Source organism: Kribbella sp. NPDC051770, assembly GCF_040681455.1.
GTDB lineage: Bacteria > Actinomycetota > Actinomycetes > Propionibacteriales > Kribbellaceae > Kribbella.
In genome coordinates this window covers 837,568-854,681 of sequence record NZ_JBFAYT010000002.1, presented here as the reverse complement: position 1 = coordinate 854,681, position 17,114 = coordinate 837,568, and the positions used below count along the sequence as shown (strand labels likewise).

Here is a 17,114-nt window from a genome sequence, read left to right as displayed (position 1 = left end):
GGCTCAGACGGTTCTGTTTCGGCCGATCGGGTGGCAGGGTGGCCCGATGGCACACATCGGGGACCGGTACAGGCGGCGGGCGCAGGCCTTCGAGGAGAAGGTCGCGAGGGTCGGAGCAGGGGACTGGGGCAACCAGTCGCCCTGTGTGAAGTGGACGGCGCGGGACGTGGTCGACCACGTGATCGCGATGCACGGCTACATGCTCGGGCCGGTGGGCCGTTCGTTCGGCAACGACGACGACCCGCTCACCACGTTCCGTGCGGCCCGCAAGGCGGTCGAGGAGGTGCTCGACAACCCCGAGCTCGCCGCGCAGGAGGTCGACACCCCGGCGGGGAGGATGACCGCCGAGGCGCAGATCGACCAGGTGGTCAGCGACGACCTGGTGCTGCACGGCTGGGACCTGGCCCGCGCCACCGGCCAGGACGAGACCATCGACCCGGCCGACGTCGAGCGGCTCTGGCGCAGTACGACCGCGATCCCGGCCGAGATGATGACGCTCTACCGCACGCCGGGCGCCTTCGGTCCCGACGTCGAGGTCTTCGGCCCCGAGATCCCTGTTCCGGCAGACGCCCCGCTCCAGGACCGCCTGCTCGGGTTCATCGGGAGGGATCCTTCAGTACGGCGCTGAGCTGGTCGGCCGCGTAGTACACCGAGCTGTCCGCGCACAGCGGCGCCGAGTCGATCCGAGCCGCCAGCGTTGCTGCGTCCGGCACCAGCAGCGCGTCGCCGCGGTCGACCACCGGCTGCAGGTACTCGTGCCCGGGCAGCTCGGCGACCGCCGTACGGCAGCCCAGCGCCATCCCCTCGAACAGCGCCGTCGTCGACACACCCACCTGGTACGCCGCCGCCCGCTGCAGCTCCACCGTGGACTCAGCCGACCCGGCAGAGACGCGCAGCCGGCTGTCGACAGGCAGCAGGTAGTCCGACAGGTGCTCGCTCGGGTGCAGCCGGTAGACCACGTCCAGCTCCGGCCGCGACCCCGCGAACGCGACCGCGAAGTCGAACAGCTCCCGCCCGATCGTGCCCTGCGACAGGAACAGCACCTGGTCGCCGACCTTCAGCGACTCGTCGGCAGCCGGCAGGAACGGCGCCCCGATCACCGCGGTCGTCATCCCGGCCGGCAGCTCGGCGACGGTCTCCCAGTACGAGCCGAAGCACCACAGCTCGTCCGGCTGGTCGGCGACGACCGGGCTGCCGGGGTAGCTGTAGCCGAGGTGGTACGGGCTGATCGCGCCGTGCTGCAGTTCGACCACCGGTACGCCGAGGTCGCGGGCCGCGCCGGTGATGTGCTGGTGGAAGTACGACACCACGGAGTACACGGTCTTGATCCGGTGCCGCCGCAGCAGCGCCCGGTAGAGCGTGCGCAGCCGCAGGTGCTTCGGGATCTCCCGGGCGACCAGCGCGCCGATCGGGACCTTGACGCCGGTCAGCGCCTCGAGCGCGTTCGCGATCGTCGTGGTCCGGGCGTCGATCGAGCGGCTGCGGACCGCGCCCGCGGCCGAGGTGAAGAAGTCGAGGTTCCGGCTGCCCGCGAGCGGCGTCCCGTTGATCCCGGAGTCGAGGACCAGCGCCGACGAGCCGAGCTCGGTGCGCAGCTTGTCGGTGTAGATCTCGATCCCGGCTGGCTTGCGCGGGTGCGGCACCACCAGGGCGTCGTACGTGCCGCCGGCCAGGAACGGGTTCTTCCCGACGACGCCGGCTACGTGCTTGCCGACGAGTCGCGCCTTGTCCGACCGCGTACGGCGTACCGGGTGCGGTTCGCCGTGGATGCCGCCGCGTTTGGTCAGCTCATGGAAGACGCGCATCCGGATGATCGGCCACGGGTGGGCGCCCTGGATCCGCCAGCTCAGCAGATCCAGCTCCCGTTCCAGCTGCCAGATCGCGTGGCACAGCGTCGCCACCGTCGGTGTGGTGCCGTTCCCGGTACTCGTCATGGTTGATCCCTACTATGCCCGCGAGGCTGCCGATGCCCGAGAAGAACCGGCGAACGGCCTTCAGTAGATAGGTCTTGCGTACCAGCACCAGACCGGCCAGGCCGTAGACGAAGGCCGATCCGATCCGCGCCAGAGCATAGGCCAGCGCCTTCGCGATGCTGGCCAGGCCCGGCCGGATCAGCACCCGGGAGATGCTGTCGCCGCTGCCGGACCGGAACGCGCGCCGGACCAGCCAGCGCAGCGTCGTCCGCGACGCCGGCACGTCCTCGGTGATCCGGGCTTCCTCGCACCAGACGATCCGGAACCCGGCCTGGTGCACGCGCAGGAAGAAGTGCAGGTCGCTGGAGCCGGTGAACCGGAACGCGGGGTGGAAGGCCGGCGTGACCTGGTGGTACACCTTCTGCGCGACCAGCGTGTTGTTCGTGTACGCCTTGTTCAGCACGTCACCGGTCTTGTGCTTGCCGGTGGAGTCGTGCACGTCGCTGTACCGGTTCCAGGCCGGCGCGTCCGGCGGCAGGATGCCCTGGATCGGGCCGGTCACCACGTCCGCGCCGGTGGTTTCCCAGGCGCCGAGCAGCGTCGCCAGCCAGCCCGCGGGCGCGACCTCGTCGTCGTCGACGAAGATCAGCGCGTCGTCGTCCCAGCAGAGCTGGACCGACTTCTCGCGGGCGAACGGGATGCCGGGCTCGGGCTCGATCTCCGAGATGACCTCGTACGGGCCGGTTGACGCGGCAACCACTTCGGCGGCCGAGCCGGCCGCGTCGTTGTCGACGACCACGATGCGTACGGCGTAGTCGCTGTCCGCGGGCAGCTCCTGGGCCTGCAGACTGTCCAGCAGGTCCTTCAGCAGCTCGGGTCGCCGAAAGGTGATGACGGCGATGGCGACGGAGGTGCTCATGGCGTCCGAGACTATCGGTCGCCGTACGGGGAGGCCATTCGGTGCTGTACCTCTGAGTACAGTGGTGGACGTGGAGACAGTCGAGCGGTTGATCCGGAGCACGCAGCAGCTGCTCTGGGAGCGGGGTTACGTCGGGACCAGCCCGAAGGCGATCCAGGCCGCGGCCGACGCCGGGCAGGGCAGCATGTACCACCACTTCACCGGCAAGGCCGAGCTGGCCAAGGTGGCGATCGAGCGGTCCGCGACCGAGCTGACCGCGGCGGCCGAGGAGCAGCTGTCCGGCCCCGGTACGGCGATCGAGCGCATCACCCGGTACCTGGAGCGCGACCGCGAGGTGCAGAAGGGCTGCCGGATCGGCCGGCTCACCGCCGACCCGGACGTGATGGCCGACCCTGCGCTGCGCGCGCCGGTCGACGCGACCTTCCGGCGGATCCGCGAACGGCTCGCCGAGATCCTTGCCGAGGGCAAGGAGGCGGGTGAGTTCCCGGCCACGCTCGACCCGGTCGCGACCGCGGCGACCGTCGCCGCCGTACTGCAGGGTGGGTACGTGCTGGCCCGCGCGGCCGGTGACGACGCGCCGTTCGACCAGGCTGTGCAAGGGATCATCCACCTCCTGAGAGGAGCCGCCCGATGAGGATCGGTGCCGTCTTTCCGCAGCTCGAGATCGGCAGCGACCCGGCCGTGGTCCGCTCCTGGGCCGAGACCGTTGAGCAGTCCGGCTACACCCATGTCGTTGCCTACGACCACGTTCTCGGCGCCGACCCGGCGAACCGCCCGGGCTGGACCGGCTACACCGACAAGTCCTTGTTCCACGAGGTTTTCGTGCTTTTCGGCTACCTCGCGGCGATCACCACGCAGGTCGAGCTGGTGACCGGCGTGGTGATCCTCCCGCAGCGCCAGACCGCGCTGGTCGCTAAGCAGGCCGCCGAGGTCGACGTGCTCAGCGGCGGCCGGCTCCGGCTCGGGGTCGGGATCGGCTGGAACCCGGTCGAGTACGACGCGCTCGGCGTCCCCTTCAAGCAGCGCGGCGCCAAGCTGGAGGAGCAGGTCGACCTGCTGCGCAAACTCTGGGCCGACCCGGTCATCTCGTACGACGGCAAGTACCACCGCTTCGAGGAGGCCGGCCTGAACCCGTTGCCCGGTCGCCGCATCCCGATCTGGTTCGGCGGCGGCGCTGAGGCGGTACTGCGCCGTACGGGTGAGATCGGGGACGGCTGGATGCCGCAGAGCGGGCCGACCGACGAGGCCCGCGCCGCGGTCGAGCGGATTCGCGAGTACGCCGTACAGGCCGGGCGCGATCCCGCGGAGATCGGCATCGAGGCGCGCCTCACCCTCGGCCGCGTCCCCGAGTCGGAGTGGCCCGCGTTCGCCGCGGGCTGGCGCGAGCTGGGCGCGACGCACCTCGACGTCAACACGATGGGGATGGGCCTGACCTCGCCCGGCGACCACGCCGCGGTCCTGCGCGACGTGCTGCCGACGCTGACCTGATCGAACAAATTCCCGCCCGGTGGCGTCGAACCCCGACATGGAGGAGGCACGCGGCGTGACCAGGTACCGGCTGCTCGTCGTCCTGGTCGCGTCGGTCGCGGTCGCCGCCGTGATTGCCGGCGGCCTGCTGGCGACCCGAGTCTCCCCGAGCTCGCAGGGGACCGCCGCGGTCCCGCTCGCCGCCAAGCCCCTCGTCGACATCGACGCGACCCTGCTGGCGACCGGCCCGCAACCCCAGGTCACCTTCCTGCGCGCCCGCACGGTCCACGCTCCGACCGGCGACCCGATCACGGTCCCGGGCACGGCGGAGATCGTCGGGGTCGCCCGCCTCTGGGACACCACCTTCACCATCCAGCGCCAGGGCACCGGATCGGCGCTGGTCGTCCTCGACACCGAGGCCCGTCCGGTCAACCGGATCCCCGGAGTCGACTCCCTGGTCAGCAGTCTCGACGGCCAGGCCGCCGCGTACGCCGCCGGCCACCTCGACGCCTGGACTCCGGGTGGCACCCTCTACTTCCAGGGACCGGGCGACAAACCGAGCGCCACGCTCGCCCGCAAGAACGGTTACGGACTGCAGGTGCTGCGGGTCGCCGGCCGGACCGTCTACTTCAAGTCGGCGCAGACCGCTGAGGTGCCGCCGACGCTGTTCCGCTGGGACGTCGACAGTCAGCAGGTCAGCCCGGCGGGGAAGGCCGTCGAGCCGACCGCCGTCTCCGCCGACGGTGCCCGCTCGGCCAACATGATCGTCCACACCGACAGCGGAAGCTGTTCGGCGCTGACCGAGACCGCCACCGGTCGTCAGCCCTGGCAGACCTGCCAGCGGCAGATCACCGGCTTCAGCCCGACCGGCACGTACGCCGTCGGCATGCCCGTCGGCGACTGGCCCTTCGGCCCGGACCAGATCTGGCCGCTGGAGACGACCACGGGCAAGCCGCTGCGCGAGTGGAAAGCACCGGCGATCCAGGACACCCGCGCCGAGGACGACGACCACCTGCTGCTCGCCTGGCATGACCGCGCCGCACCGGGCAGCCGCTCGGCGCTGGTCCGCTGCACGATCAGCACCGGCCAGTGCGAGCTGGCGAGTCCCCTGTCCGGAGAGTTGTTGCTACTTGGTTCTTGACGGTGTGTTCGCCGTCGAACCCCTCACCACCAGCGGGCACGGCAGCGTGATGATCTCCGTCGGCCGGTCCGGCTCCGCGATCCGCAGCCGGAGCAGGTCGATGCCCTTCTCCACGATCGCGTGGATCGGCTGCGCGACCGACGTCAGGTCGAACGACTCCCACGCCGCCAGGTCGGTGTTGTCGTAGCCGATCACCCACACGTCGTCGGGGACTCGGACGCCCAGCGCCCGCGCGCCGTCCAGGATGCCGAAGGCGAGCAGGTCGGTCATCGTGTAGATCGCGGTCGGCGGCTTCTTCTGCGAGAGCAGCTTCTGTGCCGCCGCGTGACCGTCCGCGTGCGGTACGCCGACCGTCACCGTGTTGCGCGCCTTGATCTTCACGCCTGCGTCGGCGAGCCCGGCGCGGAAGCCGAGCTCACGGTCCCGGGACGTGTTCCCGGTGTGCTCCAGCCGGGCCAGCCCGATCTCGGTGTGGCCGGCCTCGGCGAGGTAGCGGCCGGCGTCGTACGCGCCCTGCCAGTTGTCGCCGACCACCTGGTCACAGTCGAGCCCGTCGATGCCGCGGTGCAGCAGGACGGTCGGCGTACCGGACTCGACGGCCATCGTGTGCAACGAGGAGTCGTACGTCGCGGAGGTGAGCAGGAAGCCGTCGACGAGCCGCTGCTGCAGGACGCGGCTGACCGACTCCTCCGGGTCGTGCTCGATGTTCCACAGGATCATGTGCAGCCCGAGCGAGCTCAGCACGCGGCCGATCTCGTCGAGCAATTCGGCGTGGAACGGGCTGGTCACGCGGGTCATGAACACCCCGATGGTGTCGGTGCGCCCGGTCTTCATCGCGCGGGCCAGCGCGTTCGGCGTGTAGTTGGCCTCCTTGAGCACCTGCAGCACCCGGGCCCGGGTCTCCGGGTTCACCCGCGGGTTGTTGGTCAGCACCCGGGACACCGTCGCCTGGGAAACCCCCGCCAGGCGCGCCAGGTCCCTGCTCGTCGGTGGACGTCCCATCGCCGCCTCCCCTCGTGGTCGGAGCCGAAACCCTACTGAAGAGTGTGGCCACTCGCCGTTGACCACTGCAGAATAGCTGTGTATACGTATTCATTGTATACGTATTCATCCTTCGTGGATGGGAGATTCCGGTGCAGACAATCCCCTCCAACCTCAGCCGCCGCCGGTTCCTGGCAGGGCTGGGCGGCATCGCGGCCGGCACCATGCTGGCCGGCTGCGGTGGCAGCGGCAACGACGCGGGCGGTGGCGGCAAGGGCCTCACCTTCCTCAACTGGCAGCAGGTCAAGGGAACGCCGCTGGAGCAGGCGATCCAGGCCCACGAGAAGGCCTCGGGCGCGAGTGTCACGATCCAGCCCGCGGTCACCCAGGAGTACGACACCAAGATGCGCACGCTGCTGGCCGGTGGGGCACCGCCGGACGTGATGCGGATCAACGACGACTTCGTCCGCGGTTTCTCCGAGCAGGGCGCGCTGCTCGACCTGCGCCCGTACATCGAGAAGGACGGGCTGGACACCACGCAGTTCGCCAAGGAGGTGTACGAGTTCCCGAAGCAGCCCGACGGGTCGCACACCGCCTGGGTGGTCGGGTACGAGCCGCGGCTGGTCTTCTACAACGTCGACATGTTCAAGGAGGCCGGCGTTCCGCTGCCGCCGACGACGTGGAGCGCGGAGGGCTGGCACTGGGACGACTTCACCGACCGGGCCAAGAAGCTCACCATCCCCGGCAAGCGGTACGGCGGGCTGATCTACCTGGACACCGGGTACGAGCAGACGTTCACCGTGAACCACGGCAGCGAGACCGGGATCTTCTCCACCGACGGCACGAAGTTCACGCTGTCCGGGGACAAGGAGATCGAGGCGCTGCAGTGGGCCACCGACCTGACCTGCAAGGACAAGGTGCAGCCACCCTGGTCGTCGCTGCAGCAGGACAACGCCGAGACGCAGATGTTCGCGCAGGGCAAACTGGCGATGCTCTACGCGACCTTCGGCACGGTCCCGTACCTGCGCACGACGATCAAGGACTTCACCTGGGACGTCGCGCCGCCGCCGGCCGACCTGGAGCAGAAGACCGAGTCCAGCGTGATCGTCTTCTGCATCCCCAAGTCGGCCAAGAACCCCGACCAGGCCTGGGAACTGCTGAAGTACCTGGCCAGCGAGGACGGCGGCCGGATCCTGCTCGAGGGCGGCTCGTTCACGCCGATCAACAACAAGGCGGCGGCCGAGCTCGCGCCGAAGGGCAAGATGCCCGAGCACATCGGCCTGTTCGGTGAGGCCTCCAAGCACCTCACCGCGACCAACCAGACCAAGAACACGCTCGGCGCCCGGGAGCTGTACCGGCCCGCGCTCGACCAGGCCTACAACTGCGAGAAGCCGGTCGCCGAGGTGCTGAAACAGATCACGCCGCAGGTGGAGACCGCACTGAAGGGCTGATTGCCAATGGCAACGTTATCCCTGGCCCGCGGCCGCCCGGTGGCGGTCGCCGCCGCCCGCCGGGAACGCCGCCGGCAGAACCTGGTCGGCTGGTTGTTCATCAGCCCGATCGTGGTCGGCGTGGTGGTGTTCCAGTTCTTCCCGATCGTGGTCTCGATGGCCGCGTCGCTGACCAGCTGGAACGGCATCTCGGCGCCGAAGTTCGTCGGGCTGCAGAACTTCCGCGACCTGTTCGGCAACGACCCGCTGTTCGTCCAGACGTTCAAGAACACGATCTACTTCACGCTGGCCAGCATCCCGCTGACGATCGGCCTCGGGCTGGTGCTCGCGCTGCTGTGCGCGCGGCCGATCAAGGGCGTGGCGTTCTTCCGGACGGCGTACTTCGCGCCGTACGTGACGAACGTGGTCGCGATCGGGTTCGTCTGGTTCTGGTTCTTCCAGCCGGACAACGGCGTCATCAACGGGATCCTCGGCCAGCTCGGGATCACCGGGCCGCAGTGGCTGTCGAGCTCGAGCTGGGCGATGCCGGCGGTGATCCTGGTCAGCGTCTGGCAGGGCATCGGCTACCCGATGATCATCCTGCTGGCCGGGCTGCAGGGCCTGCCCGAGGAGTACTTCGAGTCGGCCCGGATCGACGGCGCGGGGGCCTGGGCGCGGCTGCGGTTCATCACGCTGCCGCTGCTCACGCCGCACTTCCTGTTCCTGCTGATCACCCAGTTCATCACGTCGTTCCAGGTCTTCGGGCTGATCTACGTGATGACCAAGGGCGGGCCGGGGCACTCCACCAGCGTCTACATCTTCAACATCTACCAGAACGCGTTCGGCTTCGGGAAGGTCGGCTACGCCTCGGCGATGGCCTGGATCCTGTTCGCGGTGATCGCCGCCGTCACGTTCCTGCAGTGGCGGCTGCAGAAGAGGTGGGTGTTCTACACATGAGAATCGCCACCAAGACGTCGCAGTACGTCGTGATGACGCTGTTCGCGGTCGCGTTCCTGGCGCCGCTGGTCTGGATGATCAGCGCGTCGCTGCGGCCCGAGGCGCAGGTGCTGTCGGTACCGCCGCAGTTCCTGCCCAAGGACGCCCAGTGGGACAACTACCGGCAGATCTTCGAGCTGATCCCGGTGTTCCTGTGGAACAGCGTCAAGCTGGCCGGGCTGAACGTGATCGGGATCCTGATCGTCGCCTCGATGGCGGGCTACGCCTTTGCCCGCTTGAAGTTCGCGGGCCGGGACATCGCGTTCATGGTGCTGCTGGCCACGTCCATCATCCCCGGGATCGCGTACCTGATCCCGCAGTACATCGTGTTCCGGCACATCGGGTGGGTGGACACCCAGTACCCGCTGTGGGTGCCGAAGGTGCTCACACCGGTCTTCGCGACCTTCCTGATGCGGCAGTCCTTCCTGACCGTGCCGAAGGAACTGGAGGACGCCGGCAAGATCGACGGTGCCTCCACCTTCGGCATCTACTGGCGGATCATGCTGCCGCAGACCAAACCGGCCCTGGCCGCGATCGGGGTGTTCACCTTCCTCGAGTCGTGGAACGACCTGTTCGGGCCACTGATCTACATCAACTCCGAGAACCTGCAGACGCTCCCGGTGGCGCTGGCCCAGTTCCAGGGCGAGTACTTCACCCAGATCAGTCTGCTGATGTGCGGTGCGACGGTCTCCGTCGTACCGGTGATCGCCGTCTTCCTTTTCGCGCAGCGCTATTTCATCCAAGGCATCACGATGACAGGAATGAAGGGGTGAGCGACGTGCCGGACCGGCTCGTAGCCATGCAGATCGGAGCGGTTTCGTTCGTCGACGAAGGCGTCGACCAGACACTGGACATCCTGGCCGACCGGGGCGCGGTGAACGCGCTCTTCCTGGCCACGCCGACCTGGACCCGGGGCACCGGCGGGCGGCAGATCCCCGGGCACCCGATTCCCGACCACGGTGGTCAGGAGTACGACCTGGGGTGGGTCGGCGGCAACTACGCGACCACGCACCCGCAGTACTACGGCAACACCGTGCTCGGCTCGGCCGGCGCGGCTCCTGAGCACCCGGGGCTGGACCTCTTCGACGAGGTGATCCCGAAGGCCCGCGAGCGTGGGATGAAGTCGTTCGCCTGGATGGAGGAGAGCGGTGGCGCCCGGCAGTTGCGGACGTACCCGAACTTCGCCAAGGTGCTCGAGGTCGACCCGTGGTCGCGGCCCGGCCGCCGGCCCTGCTTCAACAACCCGGACTACCGCAACTGGCACCTCGGCTTCGTCGAGGACTACCTGCAGAGCTACGACCTCGACGGTCTGGCCTGGTGCTCGGAGCGGCCCGGTCCGCTGAACATGCTGATGCAGGGCACCGTCGACGTGCCCGAGATCGGCTGCTTCTGCCAGCACTGCAAGCAGATCGGCAAGGACCGCGGGATCGACGTCGACCGGGCCCAGCGCGGTTACCGCGAGCTGATCGAGTGGAACCAGCGGATCGGCGCCGGTGAGCGGCCGGCCGACGGGGCGTTCGTCACCTTCTGGCGGATCCTGCTGAACTTCCCCGAAGTCCTGGCCTGGCAGACGCTGTGGACCGAGAGCCAGCGCCAGATCTACCGCGACATCTACGGCGTCGCCAAGGCGATCAAGCCCGAGACCCAGGTCGGCTGGCACGTCTACCACAACATCTCGTTCAGCCCGTTCTACCGAGCGGACCAGGACTACGGCGAGATGGCCAAGTTCTCCGACTTCATCAAGGTGGTGATCTACAACAACTGTGCCGGGCCACGCTTCTTCACCTGGGTGAAGAGCATCTGCGGCGCGCTGTTCGCCGACGCCGAGCCCGAGGACGTCTACCCGTTGATGATGAAGCTGCTGCAGCTCGACGAGGGCTCGTACGACAAGCTGCCGCAGACCGGGTTCACCGCCGACTACGTACGCCGCGAGACCGAGCGCGCGGTCGCCGGGGTCGGCGGCCAGAGTGCGATCTACCCGGGCATCGACATCGACATCCCGGTCGGCGTCGCCAAGCAGCGCGGGCTGGAGGCGCCGCGCGACCTGGGCACCAAGATCAACTGGGACGACAACGAGGGTGACCTGACGACGTGCACGCGCGACAGCGTGCGCGACGCCGTACTGGCTGCTTTCGAAGGGGGCGCCGAAGGTGTCGTGCTGAGCCGGAAGTACTCCGAGATGGTGCTGGACAACCTGTCCGGCTCCGGTGACGCGCTGAAGAGCCTGGCCGGATGACCGGCGCACCCTGGTACCGGCGTACGCTGCGCTGGGCCCAGACGAACCTGACCGAGAAGGACCCGGCCCGGTACGACGCGGACTGGTGGCGCGGCCAGTGGCGCCGGACCAGGGTGCAGGGCGCGATCGTCAACGCGGGCGGCATCGTCGCGTACTACCCGAGCAAGTTCCCGCTGCACCATCGCGCCGAGTTCCTCGGGGAGCGGGACCTGTACGGCGAGATCGTCGAGGCGGCGCGGGCCGAAGGACTGACGGTGCTGGCGCGGATGGACTCGAACCGGGCGCACCAGCCTTTGTACGACGCGCATCCGGACTGGTTCGCTGTTGATGCCTCGGGTGCGCCGTACCGGGCGGGCGATCTGTACGTCGCCTGCGTGACCGGGCCTTACTACCGGGACTTCCTGACCGGCGTGCTCGAGGAGATCATCGAGCGGACCACGCCGGACGGGATCACCGACAACAGCTGGAGCGGGCTCGGGCGGGACAGCATCTGCCACTGCGCGAACTGCCGCGAGAGCTTCGGGGAGAAACTGCCGGCCGCCGTCGACTGGGAGGACGCGGCGTACCGGCGGTGGATCCGGTGGAGCTACGAGCGGCGGCTCGCGGTGTGGGACCTGAACAACTCGGTCACGCAGCGCGCGGGCGGTCCCGATTGCTTGTGGATCGGGATGAACGGTGGGGAAGTCGTTGCGCAGAGCAAGCGGTTGCGGGACGATGCGGCGATCTGCGCGCGGGCGCCGATCTTCTTCCTGGACTCGCAGTGGCGGCATGACGAGTCGGGGTTTCAGGCGAACGCCGACACCGGGAAGCGGCTGCACGGGATGCTCGGGTGGGAGACGCTGATCCCGGAGAGCACCGCGATGTACGACGCGGGGACGCCGACGTTCCGGCTCGGCAGCAAGCCGGAGCCGGAGGCGCGGATGTGGGCGCTGGAGGGGTTCGCGGGTGGGATTCAGCCGTGGTGGCACCACATCGGGTCGGTGCACGAGGACCGGCGGCAGTACGGGACGGCGGAGGCGCTGTTCGGTTGGCATGCGGCGCATGAGCAGTACCTGGTGGATCGGGTGCCGGTGGCAACTGTTGGGTTGCTGTGGAGTCAGCGCAGTGTGGACTTCCACGGGAAGGACGATCCGGAGACGGTGAGTCAGTTGCCGTACCGCGGGTGGGTCGACGCGCTGGTGCGAGCCCGCATTCCGTACTTGCCCACGGCATCTGTGGACAGCTCATTTTCTGTTCTGGTGGTTCCCAACGTCGGCGTTCTGAGCGATGCCGAGTGTGCTGACTTGAAGGAGTATGTGGCGGGTGGGGGATCGCTCATCGTCACCGGGGAGTCCTCCCTCTACGACGAGTGGGGCGACCGCCGCGACGACTTCGCGCTGGGCTCGCTGCTCGGCGTACGGCACAGCGGGGAGCGGCAGGTCGGTGGGTCGTCGGGCAGCTGGGAGACCTACGACAGCCACAGCTACCTGCGGATCGAGGACCGCTCGGTGGCCGACGGGTTCGACGGGACCGACCTGCTGCCGTTCGGCGGGGCGCTGGAGGTCGTGCAGGGCGACGGAGCGCTGACGTTGGTGCCGCCGTTCCCGATCTACCCGCCGGAGAAGTCCTGGATGGCCGAGCCGCAGACCGACGTACCGGCGCTGGTGCTCGGTGAGCGGACGGCGTACCTGGCAGCAGACCTCGACCGGCTGTACGCGCGCTACCACCACCCGGACCACGGGCGATTGCTGGCGAACCTGGTTCGGCGCTTTGCGGGAGAGCTCCCGTTGCGGGTCTCCGGTGCCGGGGTACTGGACTGCCAGGTCTACCGGCAGGGGTCACGGACCGTGGTGCACCTGGTCAACCTCGATCAGGGCGGCGCGTGGCGCGGGCGGCTGGAGGAGTTCACGCCGGCCGGGCCGTTCACGGTGTCGGTGCGTGCTGACGGGAGCCGGGCGTCGCTGCTGGTCGGTGGCGGGGAGGCCGCGGTGACGCCGGAGGACGGCTGGATTACGGTCGAGGTGGACCGGATCACCGATCACGAAGTGTTGGTCGTCGAGTAGAGGAGCAGTTGTGGCAGTCGAGGTCACGGGACCCATGCACGAGCGGTACGACGAGATCCTCAGCGAGCGGGCGCTCGAGCTGATCGAGCAGCTGCACCGCGCGCTGAACCCGCGACGCCTGGAGCTGCTCGACCGGCGCCGCGCCCGGGTCGAGGAGATCGCCGCGGGCGGGTCGCTCGGCTTCCTGGCCGAGACTGCCGGCGTACGGGAGGACGCCGACTGGCGGGTCGCCGACCCGGCACCCGGGCTGGTCGACCGGCGGGTGGAGATCACCGGGCCGACCGACCGGAAGATGACGATCAACGCGCTGAACTCGGGCGCGAAGGTGTGGCTGGCCGACCACGAGGACGCCAACACGCCGCTGTGGGAGAACGTGATCGGCGGGCAGCTCAACCTGCTCGACGCGATCACCCGCAAGATCGACTTCACCAGCGAGGCCGGCAAGTCGTACGCGCTGAAGCCGGACGACGAGCTCGCGACCATCGTCGTCCGGCCGCGCGGCTGGCACCTGCCGGAGAAGCACCTGCTCGTCGACGGGGAGCGGACGTCGGGGTCGCTGGTCGACTTCGCGCTCTACCTGACCGCGTGCGGGCAGCTGCAGCTCGACCGCGGGCAGGGACCGTACTTCTACCTGCCGAAGATGGAGTCGCACCTCGAGGCGCGGCTGTGGAACGACGCGTTCGTGCTGGCGCAGGAGTTCCTCGGGATTCCCCGCGGCACGATCCGGGCGACGGTGCTGATCGAGACCTACCCGGCGGCGTTCGAGATGGAGGAGATCCTGTACGAGCTGCGCGAGCACTCGGCCGGGCTGAACGCCGGGCGCTGGGACTTCATGTTCAGCGTGATCAAGACGTACCGGACCCGCGGTCGTGATTTCCAGCTGCCGGACCGCAACAGCGTCACGATGACGGTGCCGTTCATGCGCGCCTACACCGAGCTGCTCGTCCAGACCTGCCACAAGCGCGGCGCGCACGCGATCGGCGGCATGGCCGCGTTCATCCCGAGCAAGGACCCGGCCGTCAACGAACAGGCCTTCGCCAAGGTCGAGGCCGACAAGACCCGCGAAGCCGGCGACGGCTTCGACGGCTCCTGGGTCGCCCACCCCGGCATGGTCGACACCTGCCGCGAGGTCTTCGACCAGGTCCTCGGCTCCACACCGAACCAGCTCGGCAAACTCCGCGAAGACGTCTCCGTCACCGAGGCCCAGCTCCTCGACGTGGCCGCCACCCCCGGCGAGGTCACCGAAGCCGGCCTCCGCAACAACATCAGCGTCGCCATCCAGTACCTCGCGGCGTGGCTCCAGGGCACCGGCGCCGTAGGCATCTTCAACCTGATGGAAGACGCCGCCACCGCCGAGATCTCCCGCTCCCAGATCTGGCAGTGGCGCCAGAACGCCGTCGTCCTCGACACCGGCGCCACGGTCACCGCCGACCTCGTCACCCAGCTCGCCGACGAGGAAATCACCAAGCTGGGCGACGACCCTTCGCTCTACAAGCAGGCCCGCGAGACCTTCCTCGAGGTAGCCATCGCCGACGACTACGCCGACTTCCTCACCCTCCCGGCGTACGAACGCATGCCGTAATTCGCGACACCGCCGCCGGGCCTACAGCATTCCCAGGTCCGGCGGCGGTTCCACGTTCACCGTCGGAATCCCCCCACCGGCCCGCGCGATCACCGCCACCGACGGCTCACCACCCGGGTTGCTCTCCCGATGCACGACGAACGCCGGCACATGCACGAAGTCCCCGGCCACGGCGTCGAGATACCCCTCGTACCCCTCGAACTCCATCCGCAGCACCCCGGACACGACGTACAAACTGCTCTCGTTCCGATCATGGTGATGCCACCCGGACACCGCCCCCGGCGCCGTCTCGACCTTCCCCGCCCACAGCACCGGCACCTCGAACGCCTTCGTCCGCAACATCCCCGACGTCGGATCCGCGGGGACCAGCTCAGCCTTTCGAATCAGTCGAACCGGCTCAGGCATGGGGGCTCCGTTCCTTGGGATCGACCAGGGCGGTGATCGCATCGAACACGGCCGTTTCGTGGGCCGGGTCGGCGAGCGCTTCGGCCAGGGTGATCTTCGGGTACTTCTTCCAACCGCTGGACCGAGTCTGCTGGATCTTCGACCGGAGGCCGGGAATCCGCTCGAGGGTGGCCGCAGCAGCCTCCAGGCGGTCGGTGACGGAGTGGGCGACCAGGTCGCCGAAGTAGAAGACGAGGTACGGCCGTGTCGTCGGGCTGGCGCTGCTGGTGTTCAGCACCCAGACGCCGGTGGGCCGCTCGTTGACCTCGTACCAACCGCCGACTCCGGGCGAGGCGCCGCTGCCCCACGCGAGTTTGCTGCCGTGCTCGTCGACGTGGGCCAGCAACCGCTCCGCGAGGTCGAGCTCCGCCGCGCTGCAGCGCTCGCGCGCGATCTCGAGGAACGACTCACGGGTCCACCGCTGCCCCGAGCTGTCCTTCTTGTCGATCGCGTACGACGTCCGCCCGACGACCCGGGGGACGTACGCGACGTGATCCCCGGCGACGAACTGACGCAGCTCGACCCCGAGGACCTCGGCCGGGTTCATCTGCTCGTTGAGGAACTCGATCACCCGGACCAGCTCCGGCGGCAGTGCGTCCGCCACGAAGATCATCCGGACCCGGCCGGCCAGCAGGTTCGACTCGACCGTTCGCCAGAACTCCTCGGGATCGAGACCGGGCTGCAGCTGACCCAGCAGTTCCTCGACCGAGCTGTCCTCCTCGGCCGCACGCTTCTCCAACTGCTCACGCAGGAGCCGGAGTGGCCAGTACTTCACTCCGTTCGCGGCGTAGTCGAGCATCTGCCCGATCACTTCCCGACGGATCCGGGTGTCGGAGGAACGCTTCACCTCGACCAGGACCGGCACACCTTCGTGGTCGATGAACAGGTGGTCCAGGCTGAACCAGCTCGGACCCGACGCGACCGCGGGAACACCCATCTCACGAGTGATCAGCAGCAGGCGCCCGTCGCCCTCGCTCTCGGTGCTGGACCCGGCGATCACCTCGGGGTGGCGGGCGAGGGCGACCTGCAGCAGGTCCTCGGAGTCGTAGGCCTGCTCCTTGAGCAGCTGCAGCTGGTCCCCGACCTGCAGGAAGATTCCCTCGGACGACATCGGCGGCCTCCCCGTGATCGAGCTTCGAGGCTAGCGGCCGTTGCCGTCGTGGGTAAGGACCTAGTTCGCGAACTGCGCCTGGAGGGTTTTCGCCGCGGGGGCTATCTCGGCGTAGACGCCGGGGTAGCCCTTTTCGGCGCAGCCTTTGCCCCAGGAGACGGTGCCGAGGAGGCGGCCGTTGAGGACCAGGGGGCCGCCGGAGTCGCCTTGGCAGGCGTCCTTGCCGCCGTTGAGGTAGCCGGCGCAGATGTTGGCGGCGGCGGTGTAGCCGTTGTCGACGTACTCGGGGTTGGCCAGGCAGGTGGCGTCGCCGAGGTCGGGGACGGCGAGTTTGTGGAAGGTGTCGGCGGGGCCGGTGTTCTGGGTTTCGCCCCAGCCGAAGACGGTGGGGACGACGCCTTTGCGGTCGGCCTTGGGGTTGGTTTCCAGGGCGATCAGGGGGACGCCGGTGATCGGGGTGCTGAGGGTCAGTACGGCGAAGTCGTTGCGGTTGGCCTGGTCGTTGTAGCCGGGGTGGATCCAGACCTTGCTGACCTGGGACGTCCGGCCGCCGCGGGTGTCGAGGAGTTCGGCGCGGCCCTGGACGACGGTGTAGGTGTCGGTCGGTTTGGTCATGCAGTGCGCGGCGGTCAGCACCTTGTTCGGGCGGACCAGTGCGCCGCCGCACCAGCGGCCGCTGTCGTTCGCGGAGCGGGAGTTGGTCAGGGCGACCGCCCACGGCGCCTCCGACAGGGCGGCGAGCGTGCCGCCGACGATCTGACTTCGGTCCGTCGCGGCGGTCGAAACCCCCGAGATCGTCAGGACCAGGACGCCGGCGATCGCCGCGGCACGCTTCATCATGGCCACGAACGT

The 17,114-nt window shown here is 68.9% G+C and carries 16 protein-coding genes; 10 read left to right on the top strand and 6 right to left on the bottom strand.

The window, feature by feature from the left end:
• The first annotated feature begins 46 nt into the window (after window positions 1-46).
• Window positions 47-628 carry a TIGR03086 family metal-binding protein gene (locus AB0M01_RS10720; protein WP_363667818.1) on the top strand — a complete coding sequence of 194 codons (582 nt, stop codon included), beginning with the start codon at window positions 47-49 and terminating at the stop codon, window positions 626-628.
• On the opposite strand, the gene AB0M01_RS10715 is transcribed toward AB0M01_RS10720, so the two are convergent.
• Together AB0M01_RS10715 and AB0M01_RS10710 are read right to left on the bottom strand one after the other, a co-directional pair.
• Window positions 597-1,805 (bottom strand): hypothetical protein, encoded by a 1,209-nt coding sequence (locus AB0M01_RS10715; protein WP_363668100.1) that lies wholly within the window; start codon window positions 1,803-1,805, stop codon window positions 597-599. The genes AB0M01_RS10720 and AB0M01_RS10715 overlap by 32 nt on opposite strands.
• On the bottom strand, window positions 1,789-2,832 hold the full coding sequence (locus AB0M01_RS10710) for a glycosyltransferase (RefSeq protein ID WP_363667816.1): 1,044 nt from the start codon (window positions 2,830-2,832) through the stop codon (window positions 1,789-1,791). The genes AB0M01_RS10715 and AB0M01_RS10710 overlap by 17 nt, the downstream gene beginning before the upstream one ends.
• 70 nt (window positions 2,833-2,902) lie before the next feature.
• Between AB0M01_RS10710 and AB0M01_RS10705 the strand changes: the two genes are divergently transcribed.
• The 3 genes from AB0M01_RS10705 to AB0M01_RS10695 are packed head-to-tail and all read left to right on the top strand — an operon-like array spanning window position 2,903 to window position 5,440.
• Window positions 2,903-3,466 (top strand): TetR/AcrR family transcriptional regulator, encoded by a 564-nt coding sequence (locus tag AB0M01_RS10705; RefSeq protein WP_363667814.1) that lies wholly within the window; start codon window positions 2,903-2,905, stop codon window positions 3,464-3,466.
• The gene (locus tag AB0M01_RS10700; RefSeq protein ID WP_363667812.1) at window positions 3,463-4,320 is read left to right on the top strand and encodes an LLM class F420-dependent oxidoreductase; all 858 of its coding nucleotides are present in this window, start codon (window positions 3,463-3,465) and stop codon (window positions 4,318-4,320) included. Before AB0M01_RS10705 ends, AB0M01_RS10700 begins: the two co-directional genes overlap by 4 nt.
• A gap of 55 nt (window positions 4,321-4,375) precedes the next feature.
• Window positions 4,376-5,440 (top strand): hypothetical protein, encoded by a 1,065-nt coding sequence (locus AB0M01_RS10695; RefSeq protein WP_363667810.1) that lies wholly within the window; start codon window positions 4,376-4,378, stop codon window positions 5,438-5,440.
• On the opposite strand, the gene AB0M01_RS10690 is transcribed toward AB0M01_RS10695, so the two are convergent.
• Window positions 5,426-6,442 carry a LacI family DNA-binding transcriptional regulator gene (locus tag AB0M01_RS10690; RefSeq protein ID WP_363667808.1) on the bottom strand — a complete coding sequence of 339 codons (1,017 nt, stop codon included), beginning with the start codon at window positions 6,440-6,442 and terminating at the stop codon, window positions 5,426-5,428. The two genes, AB0M01_RS10695 and AB0M01_RS10690, sit on opposite strands and share 15 nt — an antisense overlap.
• A gap of 131 nt (window positions 6,443-6,573) precedes the next feature.
• Between AB0M01_RS10690 and AB0M01_RS10685 the strand changes: the two genes are divergently transcribed.
• From AB0M01_RS10685 to aceB, 6 genes are read left to right on the top strand one after another with little or no spacing between them, the layout of a single operon-like run.
• Window positions 6,574-7,872 (top strand): extracellular solute-binding protein, encoded by a 1,299-nt coding sequence (locus AB0M01_RS10685; RefSeq protein WP_363667807.1) that lies wholly within the window; start codon window positions 6,574-6,576, stop codon window positions 7,870-7,872.
• Window positions 7,873-7,878: 6 nt separating this feature from the next.
• Complete coding sequence (locus AB0M01_RS10680; RefSeq protein ID WP_363667805.1) at window positions 7,879-8,808, top strand: sugar ABC transporter permease; 930 nt, start codon at window positions 7,879-7,881, stop codon at window positions 8,806-8,808.
• A complete protein-coding gene (locus tag AB0M01_RS10675) occupies window positions 8,805-9,620 on the top strand; it encodes a carbohydrate ABC transporter permease (RefSeq protein ID WP_363667803.1) in 816 nt (271 codons plus the stop codon). Before AB0M01_RS10680 ends, AB0M01_RS10675 begins: the two co-directional genes overlap by 4 nt.
• Window positions 9,617-11,083: a hypothetical protein gene (locus tag AB0M01_RS10670; protein ID WP_363667801.1), complete on the top strand. Its 1,467-nt coding sequence runs from the start codon at window positions 9,617-9,619 to the stop codon at window positions 11,081-11,083. The genes AB0M01_RS10675 and AB0M01_RS10670 overlap by 4 nt, the downstream gene beginning before the upstream one ends.
• Window positions 11,080-13,125: an alpha-amylase family protein gene (locus tag AB0M01_RS10665; protein WP_363667800.1), complete on the top strand. Its 2,046-nt coding sequence runs from the start codon at window positions 11,080-11,082 to the stop codon at window positions 13,123-13,125. Before AB0M01_RS10670 ends, AB0M01_RS10665 begins: the two co-directional genes overlap by 4 nt.
• Before the next feature lie 10 nt (window positions 13,126-13,135).
• Window positions 13,136-14,707 (top strand): malate synthase A, encoded by a 1,572-nt coding sequence (gene aceB, locus AB0M01_RS10660; protein WP_363667798.1) that lies wholly within the window; start codon window positions 13,136-13,138, stop codon window positions 14,705-14,707.
• A gap of 21 nt (window positions 14,708-14,728) precedes the next feature.
• On the opposite strand, the gene AB0M01_RS10655 is transcribed toward aceB, so the two are convergent.
• The 3 genes from AB0M01_RS10655 to AB0M01_RS10645 are packed head-to-tail and all read right to left on the bottom strand — an operon-like array spanning window position 14,729 to window position 17,102.
• Complete coding sequence (locus AB0M01_RS10655; protein WP_363667796.1) at window positions 14,729-15,112, bottom strand: cupin domain-containing protein; 384 nt, start codon at window positions 15,110-15,112, stop codon at window positions 14,729-14,731.
• Complete coding sequence (locus tag AB0M01_RS10650; protein ID WP_363667795.1) at window positions 15,105-16,262, bottom strand: hypothetical protein; 1,158 nt, start codon at window positions 16,260-16,262, stop codon at window positions 15,105-15,107. The genes AB0M01_RS10655 and AB0M01_RS10650 overlap by 8 nt, the downstream gene beginning before the upstream one ends.
• Before the next feature lie 60 nt (window positions 16,263-16,322).
• Complete coding sequence (locus tag AB0M01_RS10645; RefSeq protein ID WP_363667793.1) at window positions 16,323-17,102, bottom strand: serine protease; 780 nt, start codon at window positions 17,100-17,102, stop codon at window positions 16,323-16,325.
• Between the last annotated feature and the right edge of the window lie 12 nt (window positions 17,103-17,114).

Excerpts from the sequence above, each read along its gene's own strand:
- AB0M01_RS10720 (WP_363667818.1), top strand. The coding sequence starts at position 47 with ATGGCACACATCGGGGACCGGTACAGGCGGCGGGCGCAGGCCTTCGAG.
- AB0M01_RS10715 (WP_363668100.1), bottom strand. The coding sequence starts at position 1,805 with ATGCGCGTCTTCCATGAGCTGACCAAACGCGGCGGCATCCACGGCGAA.
- AB0M01_RS10710 (WP_363667816.1), bottom strand. The coding sequence starts at position 2,832 with ATGAGCACCTCCGTCGCCATCGCCGTCATCACCTTTCGGCGACCCGAG.
- AB0M01_RS10700 (WP_363667812.1), top strand. The coding sequence starts at position 3,463 with ATGAGGATCGGTGCCGTCTTTCCGCAGCTCGAGATCGGCAGCGACCCG.
- AB0M01_RS10690 (WP_363667808.1), bottom strand. The coding sequence starts at position 6,442 with ATGGGACGTCCACCGACGAGCAGGGACCTGGCGCGCCTGGCGGGGGTT.
- AB0M01_RS10680 (WP_363667805.1), top strand. The coding sequence starts at position 7,879 with ATGGCAACGTTATCCCTGGCCCGCGGCCGCCCGGTGGCGGTCGCCGCC.
- AB0M01_RS10675 (WP_363667803.1), top strand. The coding sequence starts at position 8,805 with ATGAGAATCGCCACCAAGACGTCGCAGTACGTCGTGATGACGCTGTTC.
- AB0M01_RS10665 (WP_363667800.1), top strand. The coding sequence starts at position 11,080 with ATGACCGGCGCACCCTGGTACCGGCGTACGCTGCGCTGGGCCCAGACG.
- AB0M01_RS10655 (WP_363667796.1), bottom strand. The coding sequence starts at position 15,112 with ATGCCTGAGCCGGTTCGACTGATTCGAAAGGCTGAGCTGGTCCCCGCG.
- AB0M01_RS10650 (WP_363667795.1), bottom strand. The coding sequence starts at position 16,262 with ATGTCGTCCGAGGGAATCTTCCTGCAGGTCGGGGACCAGCTGCAGCTG.
- AB0M01_RS10645 (WP_363667793.1), bottom strand. The coding sequence starts at position 17,102 with ATGATGAAGCGTGCCGCGGCGATCGCCGGCGTCCTGGTCCTGACGATC.